The organism is Imperialibacter sp. EC-SDR9 (assembly GCF_902498805.1).
Taxonomy (GTDB): Bacteria; Bacteroidota; Bacteroidia; order Cytophagales; family Cyclobacteriaceae; genus Imperialibacter.
This window is the reverse complement of the sequence record NZ_LR701585.1, coordinates 106,325-126,001: the sequence shown is the minus strand read 5'-3', so window position 1 is coordinate 126,001 and position 19,677 is coordinate 106,325. Positions and strand designations below refer to the sequence as shown.

Genomic DNA, 19,677 nt, shown 5'->3' with positions numbered 1-19,677 from the left:
CTCTAATTTCGGTAAACAACGAAAGTTTAACAAAGCATGGACGCTCCTCCCTCATTCATGCAGATTTTGATTACTTTTGCCCCTCGAATTTCAACAAAAGAAGACACAGACACTTTATGGCACTGGCTACCAAATACGACCCAACTCAGGTAGAGGATAAATGGTACAAGCACTGGATGGAACAAGGCTTTTTTAAAGCCACACCCAATCCGAACAAGAAACCTTACACCATCGTCATCCCTCCACCAAACGTCACAGGCGTATTACACATGGGCCATATGCTCAACAATACTATCCAGGACATCCTCATCCGCAAGGCCAGAATGCAGGGCTTTGAGGCTTGCTGGGTACCTGGCACCGACCATGCTTCTATTGCCACAGAAGCCAAGGTGGTAGCCATGCTACGTGAAAAAGGCATCAAAAAATCTGAGATCGGCCGGGACGAGTTCATGAAATATGCCTGGGAGTGGAAGGAGAAATACGGCGGCATCATTCTGGAGCAGCTCAAAAAGCTGGGTGCCAGCTGCGACTGGGATCGCACCGCTTTCACCATGGACCCCGACTACTACAAGGCGGTGATCCGGGTATTCGTTGACCTGCACAAAAAGGGCTATATCTACCGTGGCTTGCGCATGATCAACTGGGACTGCGAAGCCAAAACTGCCCTTTCCAACGAAGAAGTTATTTATAAGGAAGATGGCGAGAAGTCGCTGCTTTACTCTGTAAAATATGCCATCAAAGGTAGCCCCGACGAGTTTGTGGTGATTGCCACGCAGCGCCCGGAAACCATCATGGGTGACACTGCCATTGCTGTTAACCCAACAGATGAACGTTACAGGCATTTGATCGGCAAGCATGCCCTTGTGCCTTTCATTAACCGTGAAATCCCAATCATTGCCGACGACTACGTTGACAAGGAGTTCGGTACCGGCTGCCTGAAAGTAACACCTGCCCACGACCCCAATGACTACGAGATTGGACAGCGCCACAACCTGCAGGTAATCGACACCATCGACCTCGACGGCACATTGAACGAAAAGTGCGGCGTGCCTGCCTATGTAGGGAGAGACCGCTTTGTCGTGCGTAAAATGGTCGTAAAAGACCTCGACGCTGCTGGCATCCTTGTTGGGTCAGAGGAGTTCGTTACCAGAATAGGTCGCTCTGAGAGAACCAACACCGTGGTGGAACCCAAGCTTTCGCTACAGTGGTTCATCAAAATGAAAGACATTTCTGCCCGAGCCTACAAAGCGGTGATGGACGATGAGGTGAAGCTGCACCCCAACAAGTTTAAGAATACCTATGCGTATTGGATGGAGAATGTACGTGACTGGTGTATCAGTCGGCAGCTTTGGTGGGGTCACCGCATTCCCGCTTACTACTACGGCGAAGGCGAAAACGACTTTGTAGTAGCCGAAACCATTGAAGAAGCTTTGGAAATGGCCAGAAAGGCAAGTGGCAATGCTGCACTGAAGGCAGAAGACCTGAAGCAAGACTCCGATGTGCTGGACACCTGGGCGTCGAGCTGGCTTTGGCCAACGGAAACTTTTGGTGGGTTTGCCGACGAAAGCTTCGATAAAGCAACCGGCAAAATCGACTTATCAAAAACCAAAGACCTTGGCTACTTCTACCCTACCGACACGCTGGTAACCGCTCCGGAAATCCTTTTCTTCTGGGTGGCCAGAATGATCATTGCAGGCTATGAGTATACTGATCAACGTCCGTTTAAAGATGTCTACCTCACCGGTATTGTGCGTGACAAGCAGCGTCGCAAGATGTCGAAGTCGCTGGGCAACTCACCAGACCCATTGGATCTCATCCGTGACTTTGGTGCCGACGGTGTCCGCACCGGCATGCTTTTCAGCTCTCCGGCAGGCAACGACCTGCTGTTTGACGAGAAGCTGGTAGAGCAAGGCCGTAACTTCTCCAACAAGATTTGGAACGCCTACCGCCTGGTAAGCGGCTGGGAAATAGATGAAAGTCTTTCGGGCAAAGACAACGAAATGGCCATTCGCTGGTTTGAGAGCCGGTTTAACCAGTCGCTGGCTGAGCTGGAAGACCATTTCGAAAAATTCCGCATGAGCGATGCGCTCATGACTGTGTACAAGCTCATTTGGGACGACTACTGTAGCTGGTACCTCGAAATGATCAAGCCGGCCTACCAGGCGCCGATAGACCGAGCGACCTACGACGCTACTATCAGGCTGTTTGAAGACTTGATGAAAGTGTTGCATCCGTTCATGCCCTTCCTCACAGAAGAGCTTTGGCATGCGATGAAGGAGAGAGGCGACAAAGACTGCATCATCGTTGCTGAGTGGCCGGAGAAAAAGTTGTTTGACGCTGAACTGCTGGAGCAAGCCAGCTGGGCATTTGAAGCCGTGGGCCAGTGTAGGAATACCAGAAACTCGAAAGGCTTGTCACCTAAAGAAGCTTTTGACTTACTGATCAATACCGGTAGAAAGGACATTTATGAATCCTTTATGCCCATCATGCAAAAGCTGGGCAACCTAAGCTCCGTGACTTTCACTTCTGACAAAGTGGACAACGCCACGCAGTTTGTGATCAAAGGCGACGAGTTCTATATCCCTATGAGCGAGAAGATTGATGTAGAAGCCGAGCGCAAGAAAATGGAAGAAGAACTGGCCTATACCAAAGGGTTCCTGGCATCAGTAATGAAAAAGCTAAGCAATGAGCGCTTTGTGGCCGGTGCGCCAGAGCAGGTAGTGGCTATGGAAAAGCAGAAGATGGCAGATGCCGAAGGGAAGATAAAAAGTTTGGAGGAGGCGCTTAAGGGATTGTAAATTTGAGATGGCTGATTTGAGATGAAGCGTCGAGGCTTTAGATGATAATGGAAACCGGGTGGCGACACTCGGTTTTTTTTGTACCTTTTACTCATGAAACTCTTCATGATTTCGATTTTTCTTTGGATAGGAACTGCCGCTTGTGCACAATCAGATGGCACGTCCAATCGACGAGTGGTGGACTACAGAAGTCATATCACCTACTACAAAGTAATAGGAAAACCCAATCAGCCCATATCCGGCTTGTATTACCCTGATGATGAGTTTAAAAAGGGAGTGATCCTCATTGGTGATGACCTTGTATCGGACACATTGATGATGAGATGCCATAAGCTCAACGACGCTATAGAAATAAAGAGTAAGGGTGAAGTGTTTGATATCCGCCCCACCAGCGGAGCGAGTGAAGTGCATATAGGAAAGCTGGTATTCGTTTCCGAAGCATTTGAGTTCAAAGGAGTGGCCAGATTTGGCTTTTTTGAATCCCTGAAATCAGGTCGCAGCGAATTATTAACAAAGGAAATCTACAAACCCGACCCAGACGTTTTGCAGGATGCGGCAAGCTCAAACCAGAGGATGCCATTTTATGTGCCAGTTGGGAGCAGCTACCTGAGTCCAGTAAGCAACACTCCGGCAGGGGCCGGATTTCTTCAAGAAGATTTTGAACGACGCTTTTATTACACCTCTGAAAATACCGGACTGAGTGAAATCAAAAAACTCAAGAAGTTTATCCATACGCTTCCCAGTCACCGTAGTGAGCTTCTTCAATACTCTAAAAAGAAAAGGCTTCAAAATAACCGGGAAGGTCTGGTTGCCCTCTTCAACTATTACGATTCGCTGACTAAATATTAACCAACTATCCGATTAACAAACAACTGTTGTCACTATCCGGTCTGTCGTCAAAAAATCTACTTCTTAAACTTTTTCTCTCCTTTTTCCCTTAGTATTGTTCGACACAAAATATAAACGAATGAAAATCGGCAAAGAAAAAGTGGTTTCCATCCACTACACCCTGAAAGACAACGAAGGCACCACGCTTGACTCAAGCGTTGGCGATCAGCCCTTACTATACATTCATGGCATTGGGAACCTGATTCCTGGCATGGAAGAAGGCCTGGATGGAAAAGTAAAGGGAGACAAAGTAGAAATTAAAGTGAGCCCTGAGAAAGGCTATGGCGTTCGTGACGATCGAATGATTCAGAAGATGCCACGCTCAGCATTCGGCGACCAAAAAGTGGAAGTGGGCATGCAGTTCAATGCAGGCACTAAAAACGGGCAGCAAGTGGTGACCGTTACCAAAGTAGAAATGGACGGCATTACCATCGACGGCAACCACGCCCTGGCAGGTGTTGATCTCAACTTTTCGGTAGAGGTGCTCGACGTGCGTGATGCGAGCAAAGACGAACTTGCCCACGGCCACGTGCATGGCCCGGGTGGACACCATCATTGACGAACAATATCATTATTAAGTAACGTCACCTCGATCTGACGCAGGAGGGAGAGGTCTCCCTGGCCCGACTCTGCTCTCCTTAAGGGAGACCCCGTTTTACGTCGGTTCTCCTTCGGGATTCGAGGTGACGGTTCTTATTGAAATTGCAGTTATCTATGCGCTACCTCCTTCCATTTAAAATCCTTATTTTTGCGCTCTCTTAAACCATCACCATGAGCGTAACATCCGAACTTGAAGCAAGAAGCCAATCACAGTGTGAGCTTTGCAAAGCCACCGAAAGCCTGTCTGCTTTTCTTGTATCACCAGGCGAGAATGAAACCATCGATAACAGCATTCTGGTGTGTGGTAAATGCGACGCCCAACTCAACGAAAATGAAACGGCCGACCCCAATCACTGGCGCTGCCTAAACGGCACCATCTGGAGCGAAGTATCAGCCGTAAAAGTACAAGCCTACCGACTGCTTCATGGTCTGCGGGCTGAAGGCTGGCCCCAAGACCTGCTCGACATGATGTACATGGAGGAATCTGAGCTGAAATGGGCGCAAGCCACCTTGTTACAAGACGGTGAAGTGGCTATCGTACATAAAGACAGTAATGGGGTAACCTTGGCTAATGGCGATACTGTTGTACTCATCAAAGACCTGGATGTGAAAGGTGGCGGCTTTACAGCCAAGCGTGGTGCAGCGGTCCGAAACATTTCACTCGTTGCCGACAATGCAGAGCAAATTGAAGGCAAAGTGAACGGTCAGCAGCTAGTGCTGCTCACAAAGTTCTTAAAGAAATCTTAGCTGTTGCTAAAATGTGGATTTGCCCCTTATGCAACCATAGCTTCTCCCGAGAAAATCAATATCATTCCTGCAACGACCGCACGCTGGAGAGTTTTCTGGAACGGCGAAAGCCTGAAATAGCAGAGCTGTTTTATTACTTCATAGACCAATACAAGCAGATAGGTGACTTTGAGGTGCATCCAGCTAAAACGCAGATTGGGTTTGGAGCTAAAATCCGATTTGGCTACATCCCCAGAGTGGGCAAAGAGTTTATTGACGTAGCCCTCACCCTGCCCAGAAAATACGAAGACAACCTTTGCTTCCATCGCATTGGCGAGGTGCCGGGAATCGAGATTTATCAGCACTACCTGCGGCTGATGCACAAAGATGACATCAATGATGAAGTGAAAAAGTATATGAAACTAGCGCTGGACTATGGTAATAAGGAGTTTAACGATTGGTAAACAATCAACACCCTGATTTATCGCAGCATTTTCAAACCTTCTCAGAATCACTACGTAAAAGCTTTCATCTCAATTTTTTATCATGATCGGGCAAATTCAAATATCACCTCCTGACAGGTGAACATCACCAGCCGTCTCTTCCGAAGATGGTAGAGTCATTCTCTTTTTTTACCTTCGAAAACTCATGTTGAAAGTTTTATACTTCCTCGCTATCACCTCTATCCCATTGTTTGCTTCGGCACAAAAACCGGGGAATCCCTACCCCGATGACGTCAAGAACCCAAGCCTGACCGGTGGACATATCGATTCTGCTGTAACGTCCTTCAAGCAAGGCAAATGGCAGCAGGTAGTCGCCATGTTCGATTCCATTGTCTCCAACAACTACTTTACTAACAACCAGCTCTACTATGCAGTGAGCAAAAGCCTGGAAAGTCTTTCCCGGGAAACGCCAGAACCCACAAAAAAGGATTCGCTGATGCAAGCCTCAAAAAAGGTGTACGAGGCGAGTTTGGGCGAATGGGGCGAACAAGTAATGGAAGGTGGTGTGGATCTGAAAGTGTATTCTATAGTTGACAAAAACCCGGAGCCTGTAGGTGGCATGAAAAATTACACTACCTACCTGGAGCAAAACATGAACTACCCGCCCGACGCACTTCAGCAGAAGAAAGAAGGAAAGGTATTCCTGCAGTTTGTGGTCAACAAAGACGGGAGCGTTGATGGGATCAAGGTGCAACGTGGATTGTGCAAGACCTGCAACGAGGAGGCAATCAGGCTTATCAAAGAGGGCCCTAAATGGACTCCTGGCAAGCAAAACGGACAACCAGTGTTTGTAAGAATGGTGTTGCCAGTTTCCTTCAACATCAGAGACTACTACCGGGCACTAAAGGTAAAGAACACCAATTAGAATTAAGCCGCCTGTGAGTTCTCTCTTTCAGAAGCATTAAGTAGATTTATCTATTCAATCTAACTAAGCTGATCGCTATGCCAGGGATATCCAAATCCACTTTTCAATTCCTTAAAGAACTCAAGGAGAACAATAACCGGGAGTGGTTCACAGAAAATAAGAAAAGGTATGAAGCCGCAAAAGCCGAATTTGAAGTTTTCATCGATGCCCTTATTGCAAAAATTGTCGAGTTTGACCCCGCCATCGGCCACCACAAAGCCAAAGACTGTGTCTTCCGCATTTACCGGGATGTGCGCTTTTCCAAAGACAAGTCGCCCTACAAAACGCACTTTGGTGCCCATGTGACGGCTGCTGCTAAAAGGTCTGAGATCCATACCAGGGCTGGTTATTATATCCATTTGGAACCAGGCGGTTCAATGCTTGCCGGTGGTGCCTACCTGCCGGAGAAAGACTGGCTGAAGAGCATCAGGCAGGAGATAGATTATAACGGAGCTGAGCTGCATAAAATACTTGACAGCAAAGACTTCAAAGCCACTTTTGGTCAGATTGAAGGCGAAAGTCTGAAAACGACACCCAAGGGCTATGATGCTGACCACCCGGAAATAGCACTTTTGAGGCAAAAGAGCTTTTTGGCTACCCATAAGCCGGGCGACGGCCAGGTTGTTGCGGGCGATTTTTTGGATCATGCTGCACAAGTCTTCAGAGTATTGCAGCCCTTTGACGAGTTTCTTAATAAAAGTAAGGAATAGATAATATGGTGTGTGAAGGTTAAATTTACCTTCCTTCGCATGCATGCTATTCACTACGAGAAAATGCCAAACTTAGGATACTCCGAAATTGTTCTACTGATCGCCATTGGGCAAATGACGATGCTTGCCTTTGGCGCTCTGAGAAAGAGAGTTATCCCCTACGCCCAATGGCTCACTTACGCCTGGGTTTGGGTAACAGCCCTAAGTTTAATCTTCTATTACCTCCCGGAATTTAACACGTACCTGGTTTTGCCAGCTCCATTTCTTTTCAGGGGCTTGCTACTGAGCTTTTTTGAAAAGCCAATTACCAAGGCGTACTTCCTGCAACTGCTGCCTCCAGTATTGATAGGCATTATCGTTTACTTTGTTCCTTCAGTCGCCGGGCCAGTGGCTGCTATCTATTTGACGTGGGAATCTTACGCTCTTATTAAAACCTATTTATTTTATTCCAGACTCAAAGGCATCGACACACCTGGCTCCGGCAGCAAGAAGGTAATCTGGCTGAAGTTCTTCTTCCTGATGATGGCCGCCATGATTATATCGGTAGTTCTATGGGAAATCTGGCCGGCGGTATCCCCACAAATACTGTTCATCATCTGCGCTTTTGCGCTCTCCACTCAATCGGCCTGGTACTTTTCAGGCCCGGATGCCCATGAGCCTCTGAAAAGCGAACAAAAATACGTCAGCTCGTCTCTCGATCAGCCTGAGAAATACAGGATCATGAATGCACTGGATCACCAGCTGACGGAAAAGAAATATGCCCTGGAGCCCAATGCCTCCTTAGCCGGACTGGCCAAAAAAGTGTTTGCATCGCCGCACCAGCTCTCGCAGGTAATTAACGAAACCAAGGGTATGAGTTTCTTTGACCTGATGGCGTACCACAGGGTGTTGGAAGCTAAAAAGCTGTTTCGTAAAGAGGATAACAAAGCGCTGAAAATTGAGGAGATAGGTGAGATGGTCGGCTACATGTCGAAGTCTTCCTTCAACACCGTTTTCAAGAAATTTACCGGCCTCACTCCTTCGCAATACAGAGACCGGGACGTTCGACATGATGATCTCGAACGCCGACATGAGGTCGACATACCTCAAAACCACGTTACACAGGGTACTTTTGGTTCACTACAAATCACAGGTATCATGCTCAACAACTTCATCAAAGTTTACTTTAGAAACCTGGCAAGAAAGAAGGTCTTTACCTTCATCAACATGTCAGGACTGGTCATAGGAATGGCCAGCGCCATGCTCATTTTCATTTACATCCAGCATGAACTGTCGTACGACAGATTTCATCAAAGGGCCGAGGACATATACCGGATCGCTTTCATGTCGAGCAATCCGCAAACCCGCACGCCTCACCCCATGGCACAGGAGATGGTGAAAGAGTTTCCTGAAGTGGAAGCGGCAGTTTCCCTAACCCCTCTTTATGGGCCGGGACTAACCAAGCAGTCGATGTATATCCGAAACCCCGAGAAAGACGTCATGTTTCGGGAGCCTGATGGCTATGCTGCCGACAGCACTTTCTTCAGGGTTTTTGACTTTAAACTATTGGTGGGCAACCCTGATGCTGCACTGAAAGAAATAGGCGGCATGATCATCTCGTCTTCGATGGCCAAAAAGTACTTTGGCGACGAGAATCCCCTCGGAAAAGTGCTTGAAGTAGATGCCGAAGGCCACCCAGTTATGATCACAGGTATCATGGAAGATGCGCCGGTTACTTCACACTTTCACCCTAATTTCATCATCTCCTATGTCACTTTGAAATACATGGATCCAACGGACTCCTGGTTTCAATGGGACGACTACGGCCATTTCAACTATTTAAAGCTGCAGCCTGGAGCTGATGCCCTGGCACTGCAACAGAAAATCCCAGAGTGGATGCATCGCAATGGTCATATCAGCGACCAGTGGTACGCTGGCTTTGAAAGTGGTGAAGTTAGGTTCGACCTGCAGCCCATCACTGACATCCATCTCAAGTCGCATATCCGCTGGGAACTGGAAGCCAATGGCAATGTTGTTTACGTTTACATCCTTTTTGCAGCCATTGCCTTTATCCTGGCTATCGCTTCTATTAATTTTATCAACCTCTCCACGGCCAGGGCTTTCGAAAGGACCAAAGAGGTAGGCGTGCGAAGAACACTCGGAGCCAATAGAACGGGTATCTCCTGGCAGTTTCTATCCGAAGGCATTTTCACCTGTTTACTATCCTTAGGCTTGGCCTATTTGCTGGCCTTGCTGGCTTTCGACGGCTTCAAAAATCTAACCGGAAAGCCATTCGTTTACAGTGATCTGTTCACCACGCTCAATACACTTCTTGGCCTTTTAGTAGTGGTTGTTGTCGGATCTATCGCTGGCCTGTATCCGGCCCTCACGGTATCCCGAATCAAAGCCGGCGAAATATTAAAAGGTAAATTTGTGACCGGTACCAAAAGCAGTTGGGTAAGGAAGACGCTGGTAGTGATTCAATTTTCTGTCTCGGCCATTCTCATTTTTGGCAGCACCATTCTGGTGTCGCAGGTAAAATACATGGAGGAGGTGCCCCTGGGTTATGACGATCAGCAGGTGCTCGTGGTAGAACTCAAAAGCAGAAATGTGGTGGAAAGCCTGGAGGCTATGAAAAATGAAATCAGCAAGGTACCCGGCGTCATCGACATGGGAGCGGTATCCAACCTTCCGGGCACCCAATTCAATCAAAATGGCATCTTTCAAATTGGCGCACCCGACATCAATGTGGATGTGTCAGAAATGGGGATGGATTTCGATGCTAAAGCTCCACTTGGCCTGGAACTGGTATCAGGAAGGTGGTTTGATAAGTCGAACGGCATGGACTCCCTTGGCAGGTCTTACATATTGAATGAAACTGCAGCAAAAGGCCTTGGTCTGGCCGACCCTCTGGGTAGCCGACTCCTTTGGGATGACGAGGATGCTGTGCTTGACGGTATCGTGGTTGGCATCGTAAAAGACTTTCATTTTCAGTCGCTGCATGTGCCCATTCAGCCCCTGTTGATCACTATCGATTACGACGAACTTAACTTTCTGCTTGTAAAACTAAATGGCGGAAATATCCAGCAGGCTGTTGCCGAGATTGGCAAGATTTACACAGGCTTTGACCAAAAATTTGGCTATGAAGCGTATTTTATGGATCAGAAGAACCAGCAACTCTACACGGCAGAAAAACAGGCACTCAGGGTATTTAATCTCTTTGCAGGCATTGCCTTGTTACTTGCCGCCATGGGACTTGTTGGTCTGGCCTATTTGATGATGGTGCAGCGCACCAAGGAAATGGGCGTAAGAAAGATCCTCGGAGCTTCTGTTGGCAACCTACTTTGGCAGGAAAATTTCAGCTTCCTGAAGCTGATTGCCATTGCCTTCGTACTCGGTTTGCCAGTTGCCTATTTCACCATGAACGAATGGCTGGCGGGTTTCGCCTACAGAGTGCCCATCGGCCTACTTCCCTATGCCATCACCATCGCCATTATCCTTGCTATCGCCAGCTTGAGTGTGACGCTCGCCGTACTAAAAACGGTAACGGTGAATCCAAGTCATGCCTTGCGATACGAATAGTCAACTTATGCAGAAGAGTTTTCGTTGACATGATTTTTAGCCGACAAATCAATTTGTCGGCTACATTCATTTTTGCGTTTATGAAAAGTAAGACGGTGAAAGTATTGGCGATTTCAGGTAGTATCAACCCTGGCGCAACCGCAGGTAGGCTTCTACAAGCTATTGAAAGGCTCGCCGGCCCTGGCTTTCAATTCGCTATCTTCGAAAGCCTTGGCGGTATTCCACACTTTAACCCTCAACAGTCGGACACCATTACCGACAAGCATGTTCTTCATTGGAGAAATCTATGGAAGCAAGCCGACGCCGTCATCATCTGCACGCCGGAGTACGCCTTTGGAATGCCTGGTGTGCTAAAAGATGCCCTCGACTGGCTGGTAGGTAGTGGTGAAGTATATCACAAGCCATTGGCAGCTTTGAGCTACTCTCCATCTATGATGGGAGGCGAAAATGCGCTCTCCACGCTGCTCCTCACACTGAAAGCCCAAAATGCCGACTTTGACGACAGCACAACGTCCACCATTCCCGCCATCAGACAACGGTTTTCACTTGAAGGAGAAATTACGGACCCCACCCTTTCTACTCTCCTTACCAAAGTTCTTGAGTCGCTCGCTAACAAATGTGAGAAAAAAACTGATTCCCACTGACACAAGGTTGTCAGTGACCTGCGTTTTCTTACCCCCAATAACAACGAAGCGCAGCAATGACGAAGATTGACCTCTCCAAAACCGACAAAACATATTACACAGCCAAACAAAAGCCTGAGCTATTGAAACTGGCACCTAAGCAATACCTGGCTATTGCAGGCCAGGGCGATCCGTCATCAAAAGGTTTTGCTGAGTGCATAGAAGCTCTCTACTCGGTCGCCTACACCATTAAATTTGAGTGGAAAGCTGCGGAAAAAGACTTCGTGGTGCCAAAGCTGGAAGGGCAATGGTGGTTTGATGAAGACAAGTATGGCGGGGTATCGATGACGGATGCTCCCACAAAAATCCCCAGGTCAGAGTGGATGTTTCGTTTGCTCATAAGGATGCCAGAGTTTGTGGAAAAAGAGAATATTACCACTGCAGCATCCAATGTTGTTAGCAAAAAAGGGCTGACAATCGCCAGGCAGGTAACGCACTTTGAACTGAACGAAGGTAATGTTGTGCAAATCCTCCATGTTGGGCCGTTTGACAACGAGCCTGAGAGCCTGGGCAAACTACAGGGGTTTATTGAAGCCAATGGCTTAAAACGCAACGGTCTGCATCATGAAATCTATTTGTCGGACTTTAGGAGGACAGCCCCGGAAAAATTAAAGACAATTTTGCGGGAGCCAATAAAATAACCTTTTCAAAACTTTCTCGTTAAGCAGATCATTTATAAATTTGTATATCAATAATTGATATATCAATAATGAAAGATGATTTGTCGCAAGTTGTGCTCTTCATGCTTGACCAAACCAACAAGCTCGCCAAGCAATACTCCCAAAAGGAGCTGGATAAGAGAGGTGCAGGCATCACTGTCGACCAATGGGTATTGCTAAAAGTGATCGAAGCAGACCCTGGTCTTTCTCAGCGTGACCTTGCCGAAAAGTCTATTAAAGATCCGGCTTCCATCACCAGAATGCTCGATTTACTGGAAAAGAAAGGACTCATTCAAAGGGAAGCCATAGAGGGCAATAGAAGACAATACATGATTACTGTTTCCAAAGAAGGACAAAAATTCATCAATAAGCATATGGCTATGGTGCAAAGTCACCGGGCCAAAAGCCTGGAAGGGTTCTCTAAGAAAGAGGTAAATAAATTGAAAGATATGCTGCTGAGAATCCAGGGCAACATGATGTAAAAAAATTTCTACAAACAATTGATATATCAATAATTGATAGTAATGAAAATAATAATTACAACCATCGGTATCCTTTGTGGCGCTCTAGCAATGCTGTATAACCCCACCCCTTCTAGTCAAACCAACATCATTCGCAAAAACGGAATGGAAGTCATCTGGGCCCATCAGGACGATCGGGTGCAATTCGAACTGAAAGCCCCGACAACGGGCTGGGTAGCCATAGGCTTCAACGAGGCGGATCAGCTGAAAAACACCTACCTCATCATGGGCAGGGTGGCCAACAACTTGGCGACAGTGAAAGAACACTTTGTTGTCGAGCCGGGAGACTATCGACCTATTGAAACTTTCGGAGCTCCTGTATTGGTCGACTCTATTGAAGGCCTGGAAAGTGAAGATGGGACAGTCATCAGGTTCTCATTGCCTATAGAGGCAATTGACGCCTACCGCAAGGATTTAGAGCCTGGCAAAAGCTACTCCCTATTAATGGCCTTTAGCCTGGAAGATGACTTCCAGCATCATTCGGTCATGCGAACACAAACAACAATTCAATTATAAAGCTCAAACAATTTCTAATCATGAACACAAACATTTCAAACATTATGATGACCGTATTTGGTACTATGGTATTTAGTATTGCTCAGGGACAGGAAACTGGCGTGGAAGAGGTAAAAAAGACGATCATGCAATTCGCCACAGGCGCCGACTATCAGGATTCGATTATCCTTGAAGAAGTGCTGGACGCCAACTTCACGGTGGTAATGAACCGCCTCTTTGGCTCAGAAGGGGTGGCCATCATGCCCCGGGAAGTGTACCTCGCCAAAATCAAAAACAAAGAATTTGGTGGCGACAAAAGAGAGGTAACTATTTCTAATGTGACTATCAATGGAAATACTGCCAATGCGCTAGTAAGCTTTAAAGGCAGTAAAATGACTTTTGTTTCTACCCTGCTCCTGGTTTTGACCAGGGAAGATAAATGGAAGCTGGTAGCTGACCTGCCAAATGTGATCTAAACACTGTGAGGCTGTCTCTACCACTGGCTTATAGTCAATGCCTTGAGGCAGCCTCCAATTTATGCCCCAGCAGATACGGTAATGTGTTCCTTCCTTGTTTTAAACTTGCGCTGAAAGAAAATGATCGCAGGTGTAAAAATCACGGTCGGGATAAGCCAAAGCAGCCATTGATACTGCGAACCTCCCATGATACGGTCACCGTTTTGCACGGCGAAAGCTGTAATGGCTGCAATATAACTGCCACCAATGGCACTGATATGCTGGCGCAACCACCACAGTTTATAGGTCTCTTCCTTCGGCTTTAGTAAAAAAGCCAAATCTCTGTAGGCAGCAAAAGCAGTGAGAAAACCGAAAATGTAACTGAGGATAGCCAAAGATGCTCCAAAACCAGCGATACTTCCCACATAGAATCCGTAGCCCACGAGCCCAACGCCAAAAGCCATAGTAAGTCCCGAAGCACCCAGGTCAACCCAGGTGTGCTCTCCCAGCTTCTTTCGTTTGGTCACCCTATAGCCAGTGAAGGTGGCGTAAAAGCTCACTACCCCTACTACCATGAGAAAAGCACTGAACCGGTAGAAAGCTATGATAAGTATGGCAGAAACAAATATCCAGGCCATGCCCAGCACATACGCTATCCCCAGCTTTTTGTGGAGTTTGCCGCCCTTCTTGCTAATGAAGTTGAGCAGGCCGGTGAGTAGTACCAATGCACCAGCAGAGGCGTGAGAAATGAGTATCGCTTTTTCCATATCGTTTCCTTTTGATCAAAGAAACGCCGCAAAAAGCGACTATACCATAAAGAAATGCTGAACCGTCGATTTACAATGACGAGTTGTGCGGGATACTGGATGTAGCAATTAAATAGTTGTTTGTTCAAGCAACTCCCTGAGAGCGCTCATCGACTTGGTCATTTGATAGTGAACGATGGGATCTGTGATAAGCCGTGGTACGGCGCTTGGCTTGGTGCTGACCTGATAGCTGATTTCGACTACGTCAAATCCCAAAGATCGGATCGTCCATTTTCCCTGCACTTGTTCCATCCTTTCGGCGCCTTTCTTCAAAGGAAGGACATCGTCCACACTTTCAATAGCCACCTCAATAATATTACCCTTCTCTACCAGAGAGTGGCGAAGCACGGCATCGTGGTCGTTCAGTGGCCAGGGTAGGTCGTATTCAATATATGTGACCCAGGTGTGTTTCTCGTTGTTGAGCACATCGTAAGCACCGGCGCCAATATTCCACTGCATCCCTTTGTCAGCGTTTCTCAGCATTTCTACAACCATCGCAGAGCTACTTTTGGCAGTAAAGACCGCTTTCACCTCCCTAACATCAACGCCATAACTGTTAACAATAGGTCTTTCATGAAGGGTAATGTTTTCCCGGGCGTACACCTGCCTGAACGCTACTTCTTTGGCAACATCAGTCTTGTCCGAAGCAATGGGCCATGCCGATGCAAAAAGGACAACAGCGGAAACTAATTTTAACATCTTAACGGATTGACAATAATAATACCACAATGACGAGCGGGCGCAAAAATAGTTGCTGTTCGTGAATAAAAAATTTATTTCTTAGGGGAGAGCACAAAAAAAGGCCTCAAGATACTTGAGGCCTTTCACTTAATCACTTTTGTGATCTATTTCTGAGACTCATACTTGCGTTTGAAGCGGTCGTACAGCATTTGCTGCTTGCCATCCAATATGATGCCTTTGCCCATAATAAAGGCACTGGTCACCTTGCTGGTGCGCATGTCGAGAATATCTCCTTCAGACACCACGATATTGGCATCCTTGCCATTCTCCAAGGTACCCGTAGTGCCATCGATGCCCAGTATCTGCGCAGTGTTAGAAGTAATCATCTTCAATGCCTCCTCTTTGCTGATACCGCCATAAGCTGCTACTGTTCCTGCTGTGAAAGGCAGGTTCCTTGAGCCATGAAGGGTTTCATACGTCAATCCTACTTTGATGCCTGCATTTGAAAGAATAGCCGGTAACTTATAGGCCAGGTCATAGTCCTCATCTTCTCTGCCTGGGATTCTGTGCACGTCGGTCAGCAACACTGGAATGTTGTTGTCTTTCAGAAAATCGATGCAGTTGCCTGCGTCGGTTCCGCCCACAAGAACAATGCTGGTGGCACCACTCGCCTTGGCAAACTGAATACCCTCCATGATCTCCACCCTCCTGTCGGCATGAACAAACAGCTTCTGCGCTCCGGTAAACAAGCCCTTCATCGCTTCCAGCCTTAGGTTGGTGACGGCAGGCTGTCCTTCGCTGTAGGCTTTTGCGTCAGCAAAAAACTTCTCCAGCTTGTCAATCGATGATTGGTAGTTGGGGTTCTTGCGAGGCTCCGTCTCTCCCATCCACCAGCGTGGGCTAAAGGTTTTCGTAGGCCAGTTCAGGTGAATAGCATCGTCGGCTTTGTACTGCGCATCTTCCCAGTTCCAGCCTTCCAACATCATGATAGAAGAAGTGCCCGTAACCAGGTCGCCCTGCGGGGTGCTCTGAGCAAGCAAAATGCCGTTGTAGCGTAACGTGGCAATCACTTCAGAATCTGTATTGTAAGCAACCAGGCTCCTTACATGTGGATTCAAGTCGCCAACTTCCTCACTATCGATAGACGCTCTTACGGCTGAAATATCCTCAAGGCCCAAGGTAGTATTAGGCAGTATCAAGCCCGGATACACATGCTTGCCTGCAATATTGATCACTTCGAATTTCGTCATGTCTAACCGCACAACGGTGGCATCGCCCACGTTGGTGATTTTTCCATTCTCAAAAGTCACGAATGAGTTTTCGATCACCTGGCCATTGCCAATGTGCGCCGTGCCATTCATTAGCAGAATAGGTTTTTCCTGCGGCCCCACCGGCTCAGGTACCTGAGCTTTGGCTTGTCCTGCTATCAACAAACAGGCTGCAACTATGTATTTTAATTTTTTCATCTCGTTTAGCTTTTAAAGTGGACGGTTAGTCTTCCTGCGAGGCTTTGATGATGTCTCCAAGGTATTCATCCTCGCAATCCCATCTGTGCTTGTACTGGCGGGACGGTTTCTGAGTAGCAGCGCCGGAAGCCTTCGCTGACTTCATTTTGGCAATAATCCTTGCTCTCTCATCCTGAACGGCGTCTCTCATTTGCGCATCCTTTTCTATATCGAAATACACAATACCATCTACCATAGTCTTCTCTGGCTTGGCATAAATTGAAAGCGGATGGTCGTTCCAAAGCACAAGGTCAGCATCTTTGCCTACCTTAATACTACCCATTCTGCTATCGAGATGAAGCAGTTTGGCAGGATTGATGGTCACCATTTTCATAGCTTCTATCTCGCCCATATCAGCATACTTGATCGACTTGGCAGCTTCCTGGTTCAGGCGGCGGGCCATTTCAGCATCGTCTGAGTTGATAGCTACCGTTACGCCGGCCATGGTCATCAAAGCAGCATTGTAAGGAATCGCCTCACGCACTTCGTACTTATACTGCCACCAGTCGGCGAAAGTACCGCCACCGGCACCATGCTCGGCCATTTTATCTGCCACTTTGTAGCCTTCCAAAATATGTGTGAACGTGTTGACACGGAAGTTGAAACGCTCAGCCACTTTCATCATCATATTGATCTCAGGCTGCACGTAGGAGTGGCAAGTCACAAAACGCTGTTTGTTCAATATCTCCGCCAGTGCATCCAGCTCGAGGTCTTTCCGTGGCTTCACCGCTGTTGCTTTCGCCTTGGCAGAAAGGCCGTTGTAGGCCTTCCACTCCTTGTCGTATTCCCCGGCTCTTGTAAACGCATCCGCCATTACCTGCTCCACACCCATACGGGTTTGAGGGAAACGGATATTGCTGGTAGGAGGTCGGTTCGACTGCTTTACGTTTTCACCCAAAGCAAACTTGATGTACTTATCAGCACCTTTGATCAGCAGGTCCTGAGGAGCTGCGCCCCAACGGAACTTGATCAATGCAGACTGGCCGCCAATAGGGTTGGCCGAGCCATGCAGCAGCTGAGCGGCTACTACACCACCAGCCAGCTGACGGTAGATATCAGAGTCCTCAGAGTCAATCGCATCTTCCTGGCGTACTTCTGAAGTAACAGCTTCAGAGCCTTCGTTCACGCCGCTAAGTGCAATATGCGTGTGTTCATCGATGATGCCCGGCGTCAGGTGTTTGCCTGCACCGTCGATAGTTACTGCGCCAGCCGGAGCGGATAGCCCCTTGCCTACCTGCGCTATCTTGCCGTTTTGTACCAACACATCAGTGCTTTCCAGCTTACCGGCATCTTCGCTGGTCCAAACTGTAGCGCCTTTGATCAGGTATGTTTTGGCTGTTGGAAGCTCTTCGTTACCGAAGGCTACAAAAGGATACATGATCTTACCAAGACCTGGTGCTTTGTCACTGTCTCCGTCCTCTTTCTTCTCTTTCTCCTCCAAAGCACTCTGGTAAGTAGCTGTCCACTTGATCCAGTCGCCGTTTTCAACCTGGCCGTCACCTTTAAAGTTTTTGCCGTTCAGCCAGCCTGCCAGGCGAATGTTGCCATCTTTCTTTTTGTCGGGCTGGAAGCTCAGGCTGATATTCTGTCCGTCAATAGTTGTTTTGGCGTCTACAGAAGTCGAGTCGTTCACTTTAACTTTAGCTTTCTGTGAACCTGCTTTGCCCGAAATTTCCATAGTGAAGCTGTTGCCACCATAATTCAGCTGATAGCTACCAGCATAGTCGGGTGCGTTCATGTCGGTCACTTCAAACTTATCACCCTGCACCCAGTTTTCGTAAATAGAAGTTTTCTCATCGAACAGGTTACCAGAAGTAATCAGGAAGTTGGCCAGCATGCCTTTTTTCAGACTGCCTACTTTGTCGGCTGCCTTCAAAAGTGATGCAGGAGTGTACGTAATCGCTTTCAGCGCTTCCTGCTCACTCAAGCCGTATTGAATGGCTTTTCTTACGTTAGGCAAAAAGTCGGCAGGGTCTTTCAAATCGCTGGCAGTAAACGCAAAGGTGATGCCGTTTTTCGCTACTGTAGCGGCGTTGGCAGGAGCAAGCTCCCAGTGCTTTAACTGAGAAAGCGACACATTCAATGCGTCGTAAGGGTCGTCCACGTCGTAGGCAGCCGGGTAGTTCACCGGAATGATAAGTGGCGCCTGGGTAGCTTTTACCTCGTTGATCCGCTGATACTCATCGCCCGAACCTTTGATGATGTACTGAACGCCGAACTCATCGCCCACTTTGTCGGCCAGCAGAAGTCTCAGCTTGTTGTCAGTTTCGAAAATTTGTGGAAGGCTTTGAAGCGCATTGAATGCCTCAAGGCTCACATTGGTTTGCACCTTGTTGAGGGGTGAGGTGTACCACTGAGCATCGTAGTGAGTTTGGCGAAGCAAAGCCACATAACCCATGATTGAGTTGGGATAATTCTGCGTGGAGCTACCTTTGTCAAATGCGTAGTTGGCAGCTGCTCTTTCTTTCACAATCACTTCGTTCACCGGGCCATCGCTGAGCGTCACCAGGGTGGCGCTTCCTCTCACAATGCCGTCGGGCCTGAAGGCCAGCACAGTGCCAAAGCCTTGCTTTCTCCACTTCTCGGCTGTTTTGGCATCGATGGTAAACTCGCTGGCTCCGTCGAAGTCGGCTTTGATAGCGTCGTTCCAGCCATAAGCTTCCTTGCGGTCGGAATCAAGCTGTGGAGGATCCATAAAGCTTCTCCTTCCTCGCTTCACCTCAGGCATACCATAACTGGTATAAGGGTCTACGATAGAAGGATAAATGAATTTTCCGCCAAGGTCAGTAACGATGGCGCCTTTGGGGATGGCAACACTCGCTCCGACTGCTTCTACGAAGCCGTCTTTCACAAGCAATGTTGCATTCGCTAATGTTGTTTGATAATCCACCACCACGGTGGCGTTCGTAAAAGCATAAATATTCAGCCGTTTATCCTGGGCACCATTCACAGGAAAGTTTTCCTGAGCCAGTGCCGGAGACAAGACCATACTTACGCCCATAAACAGGAGTATTAATCTCTTCATGTCCTCAATGTTTTTTGGTTTTCTAAGAGAGCGAAGATACAAGGATGAGGATCAAATTGCGGCTGGATTTATACAGGTGGCTATGTTGATAAAATGTCGGAATTATTAGTCTATTTATGAAATAGAGCCCTTCCGGAGAAAAGTCATGCCGCCGATA

General features: G+C 47.7%; 17 protein-coding genes. 13 read left to right on the top strand and 4 right to left on the bottom strand.

Translation table 11 applies throughout. The annotated features are described in order from the left end of the window. Positions 1-116 precede the first annotated feature (116 nt). From GC130_RS14245 to GC130_RS14185, 13 genes are all read left to right on the top strand, one after another. Positions 117-2,798, top strand: a complete 2,682-nt coding sequence (locus tag GC130_RS14245) for a valine--tRNA ligase (RefSeq protein ID WP_151998996.1) — start codon at positions 117-119, stop codon at positions 2,796-2,798. Positions 2,799-2,891: 93 nt separating this feature from the next. Continuing rightward, positions 2,892-3,647 carry a hypothetical protein gene (locus GC130_RS14240; RefSeq protein ID WP_151998995.1) on the top strand — a complete coding sequence of 252 codons (756 nt, stop codon included), beginning with the start codon at positions 2,892-2,894 and terminating at the stop codon, positions 3,645-3,647. Between the two features lie 118 nt (positions 3,648-3,765). Beyond that, on the top strand, positions 3,766-4,245 hold the full coding sequence (locus tag GC130_RS14235; RefSeq protein WP_151998994.1) for a peptidylprolyl isomerase: 480 nt from the start codon (positions 3,766-3,768) through the stop codon (positions 4,243-4,245). A 212-nt stretch (positions 4,246-4,457) separates the two neighbouring features. Beyond that, positions 4,458-5,033 carry an alkylphosphonate utilization protein gene (locus GC130_RS14230; protein ID WP_151998993.1) on the top strand — a complete coding sequence of 192 codons (576 nt, stop codon included), beginning with the start codon at positions 4,458-4,460 and terminating at the stop codon, positions 5,031-5,033. Positions 5,034-5,044: 11 nt separating this feature from the next. After that, positions 5,045-5,476 carry a DUF5655 domain-containing protein gene (locus GC130_RS14225; RefSeq protein WP_151998992.1) on the top strand — a complete coding sequence of 144 codons (432 nt, stop codon included), beginning with the start codon at positions 5,045-5,047 and terminating at the stop codon, positions 5,474-5,476. A gap of 184 nt (positions 5,477-5,660) precedes the next feature. Continuing rightward, positions 5,661-6,380 carry an energy transducer TonB gene (locus GC130_RS14220; RefSeq protein WP_151998991.1) on the top strand — a complete coding sequence of 240 codons (720 nt, stop codon included), beginning with the start codon at positions 5,661-5,663 and terminating at the stop codon, positions 6,378-6,380. A gap of 77 nt (positions 6,381-6,457) precedes the next feature. After that, positions 6,458-7,129: a DUF2461 domain-containing protein gene (locus tag GC130_RS14215; RefSeq protein ID WP_151998990.1), complete on the top strand. Its 672-nt coding sequence runs from the start codon at positions 6,458-6,460 to the stop codon at positions 7,127-7,129. Between the two features lie 12 nt (positions 7,130-7,141). Next, positions 7,142-10,690, top strand: a complete 3,549-nt coding sequence (locus GC130_RS14210; RefSeq protein WP_151998989.1) for an ABC transporter permease — start codon at positions 7,142-7,144, stop codon at positions 10,688-10,690. A gap of 80 nt (positions 10,691-10,770) precedes the next feature. Continuing rightward, positions 10,771-11,334 carry an NADPH-dependent FMN reductase gene (locus tag GC130_RS14205; RefSeq protein ID WP_193217864.1) on the top strand — a complete coding sequence of 188 codons (564 nt, stop codon included), beginning with the start codon at positions 10,771-10,773 and terminating at the stop codon, positions 11,332-11,334. Positions 11,335-11,390: 56 nt separating this feature from the next. Next, entirely contained in the window at positions 11,391-12,014 is a 624-nt protein-coding gene (locus tag GC130_RS14200) for a GyrI-like domain-containing protein (protein ID WP_151998987.1), read from the top strand. Between the two features lie 68 nt (positions 12,015-12,082). After that, positions 12,083-12,514, top strand: a complete 432-nt coding sequence (locus tag GC130_RS14195; protein WP_151998986.1) for a MarR family winged helix-turn-helix transcriptional regulator — start codon at positions 12,083-12,085, stop codon at positions 12,512-12,514. Positions 12,515-12,556: 42 nt separating this feature from the next. After that, positions 12,557-13,069 carry a DOMON domain-containing protein gene (locus tag GC130_RS14190; protein WP_151998985.1) on the top strand — a complete coding sequence of 171 codons (513 nt, stop codon included), beginning with the start codon at positions 12,557-12,559 and terminating at the stop codon, positions 13,067-13,069. Positions 13,070-13,089: 20 nt separating this feature from the next. Then, complete coding sequence (locus GC130_RS14185) at positions 13,090-13,524, top strand: nuclear transport factor 2 family protein (RefSeq protein ID WP_151998984.1); 435 nt, start codon at positions 13,090-13,092, stop codon at positions 13,522-13,524. A gap of 59 nt (positions 13,525-13,583) precedes the next feature. On the opposite strand, the gene GC130_RS14180 is transcribed toward GC130_RS14185, so the two are convergent. The 4 genes from GC130_RS14180 to GC130_RS14165 all read right to left on the bottom strand — a co-directional run bounded on the left by GC130_RS14180 (position 13,584) and on the right by GC130_RS14165 (position 19,520). Continuing rightward, positions 13,584-14,270 (bottom strand): hypothetical protein, encoded by a 687-nt coding sequence (locus GC130_RS14180; protein WP_151998983.1) that lies wholly within the window; start codon positions 14,268-14,270, stop codon positions 13,584-13,586. A 108-nt stretch (positions 14,271-14,378) separates the two neighbouring features. Further along, positions 14,379-15,008, bottom strand: coding sequence for a hypothetical protein (locus GC130_RS14175; RefSeq protein ID WP_151998982.1), 630 nt, complete (start codon positions 15,006-15,008; stop codon positions 14,379-14,381). A 146-nt stretch (positions 15,009-15,154) separates the two neighbouring features. After that, positions 15,155-16,456 (bottom strand): amidohydrolase family protein, encoded by a 1,302-nt coding sequence (locus GC130_RS14170; RefSeq protein ID WP_151998981.1) that lies wholly within the window; start codon positions 16,454-16,456, stop codon positions 15,155-15,157. Positions 16,457-16,481: 25 nt separating this feature from the next. Continuing rightward, positions 16,482-19,520: an amidohydrolase family protein gene (locus tag GC130_RS14165; RefSeq protein WP_226940490.1), complete on the bottom strand. Its 3,039-nt coding sequence runs from the start codon at positions 19,518-19,520 to the stop codon at positions 16,482-16,484. Between the last annotated feature and the right edge of the window lie 157 nt (positions 19,521-19,677).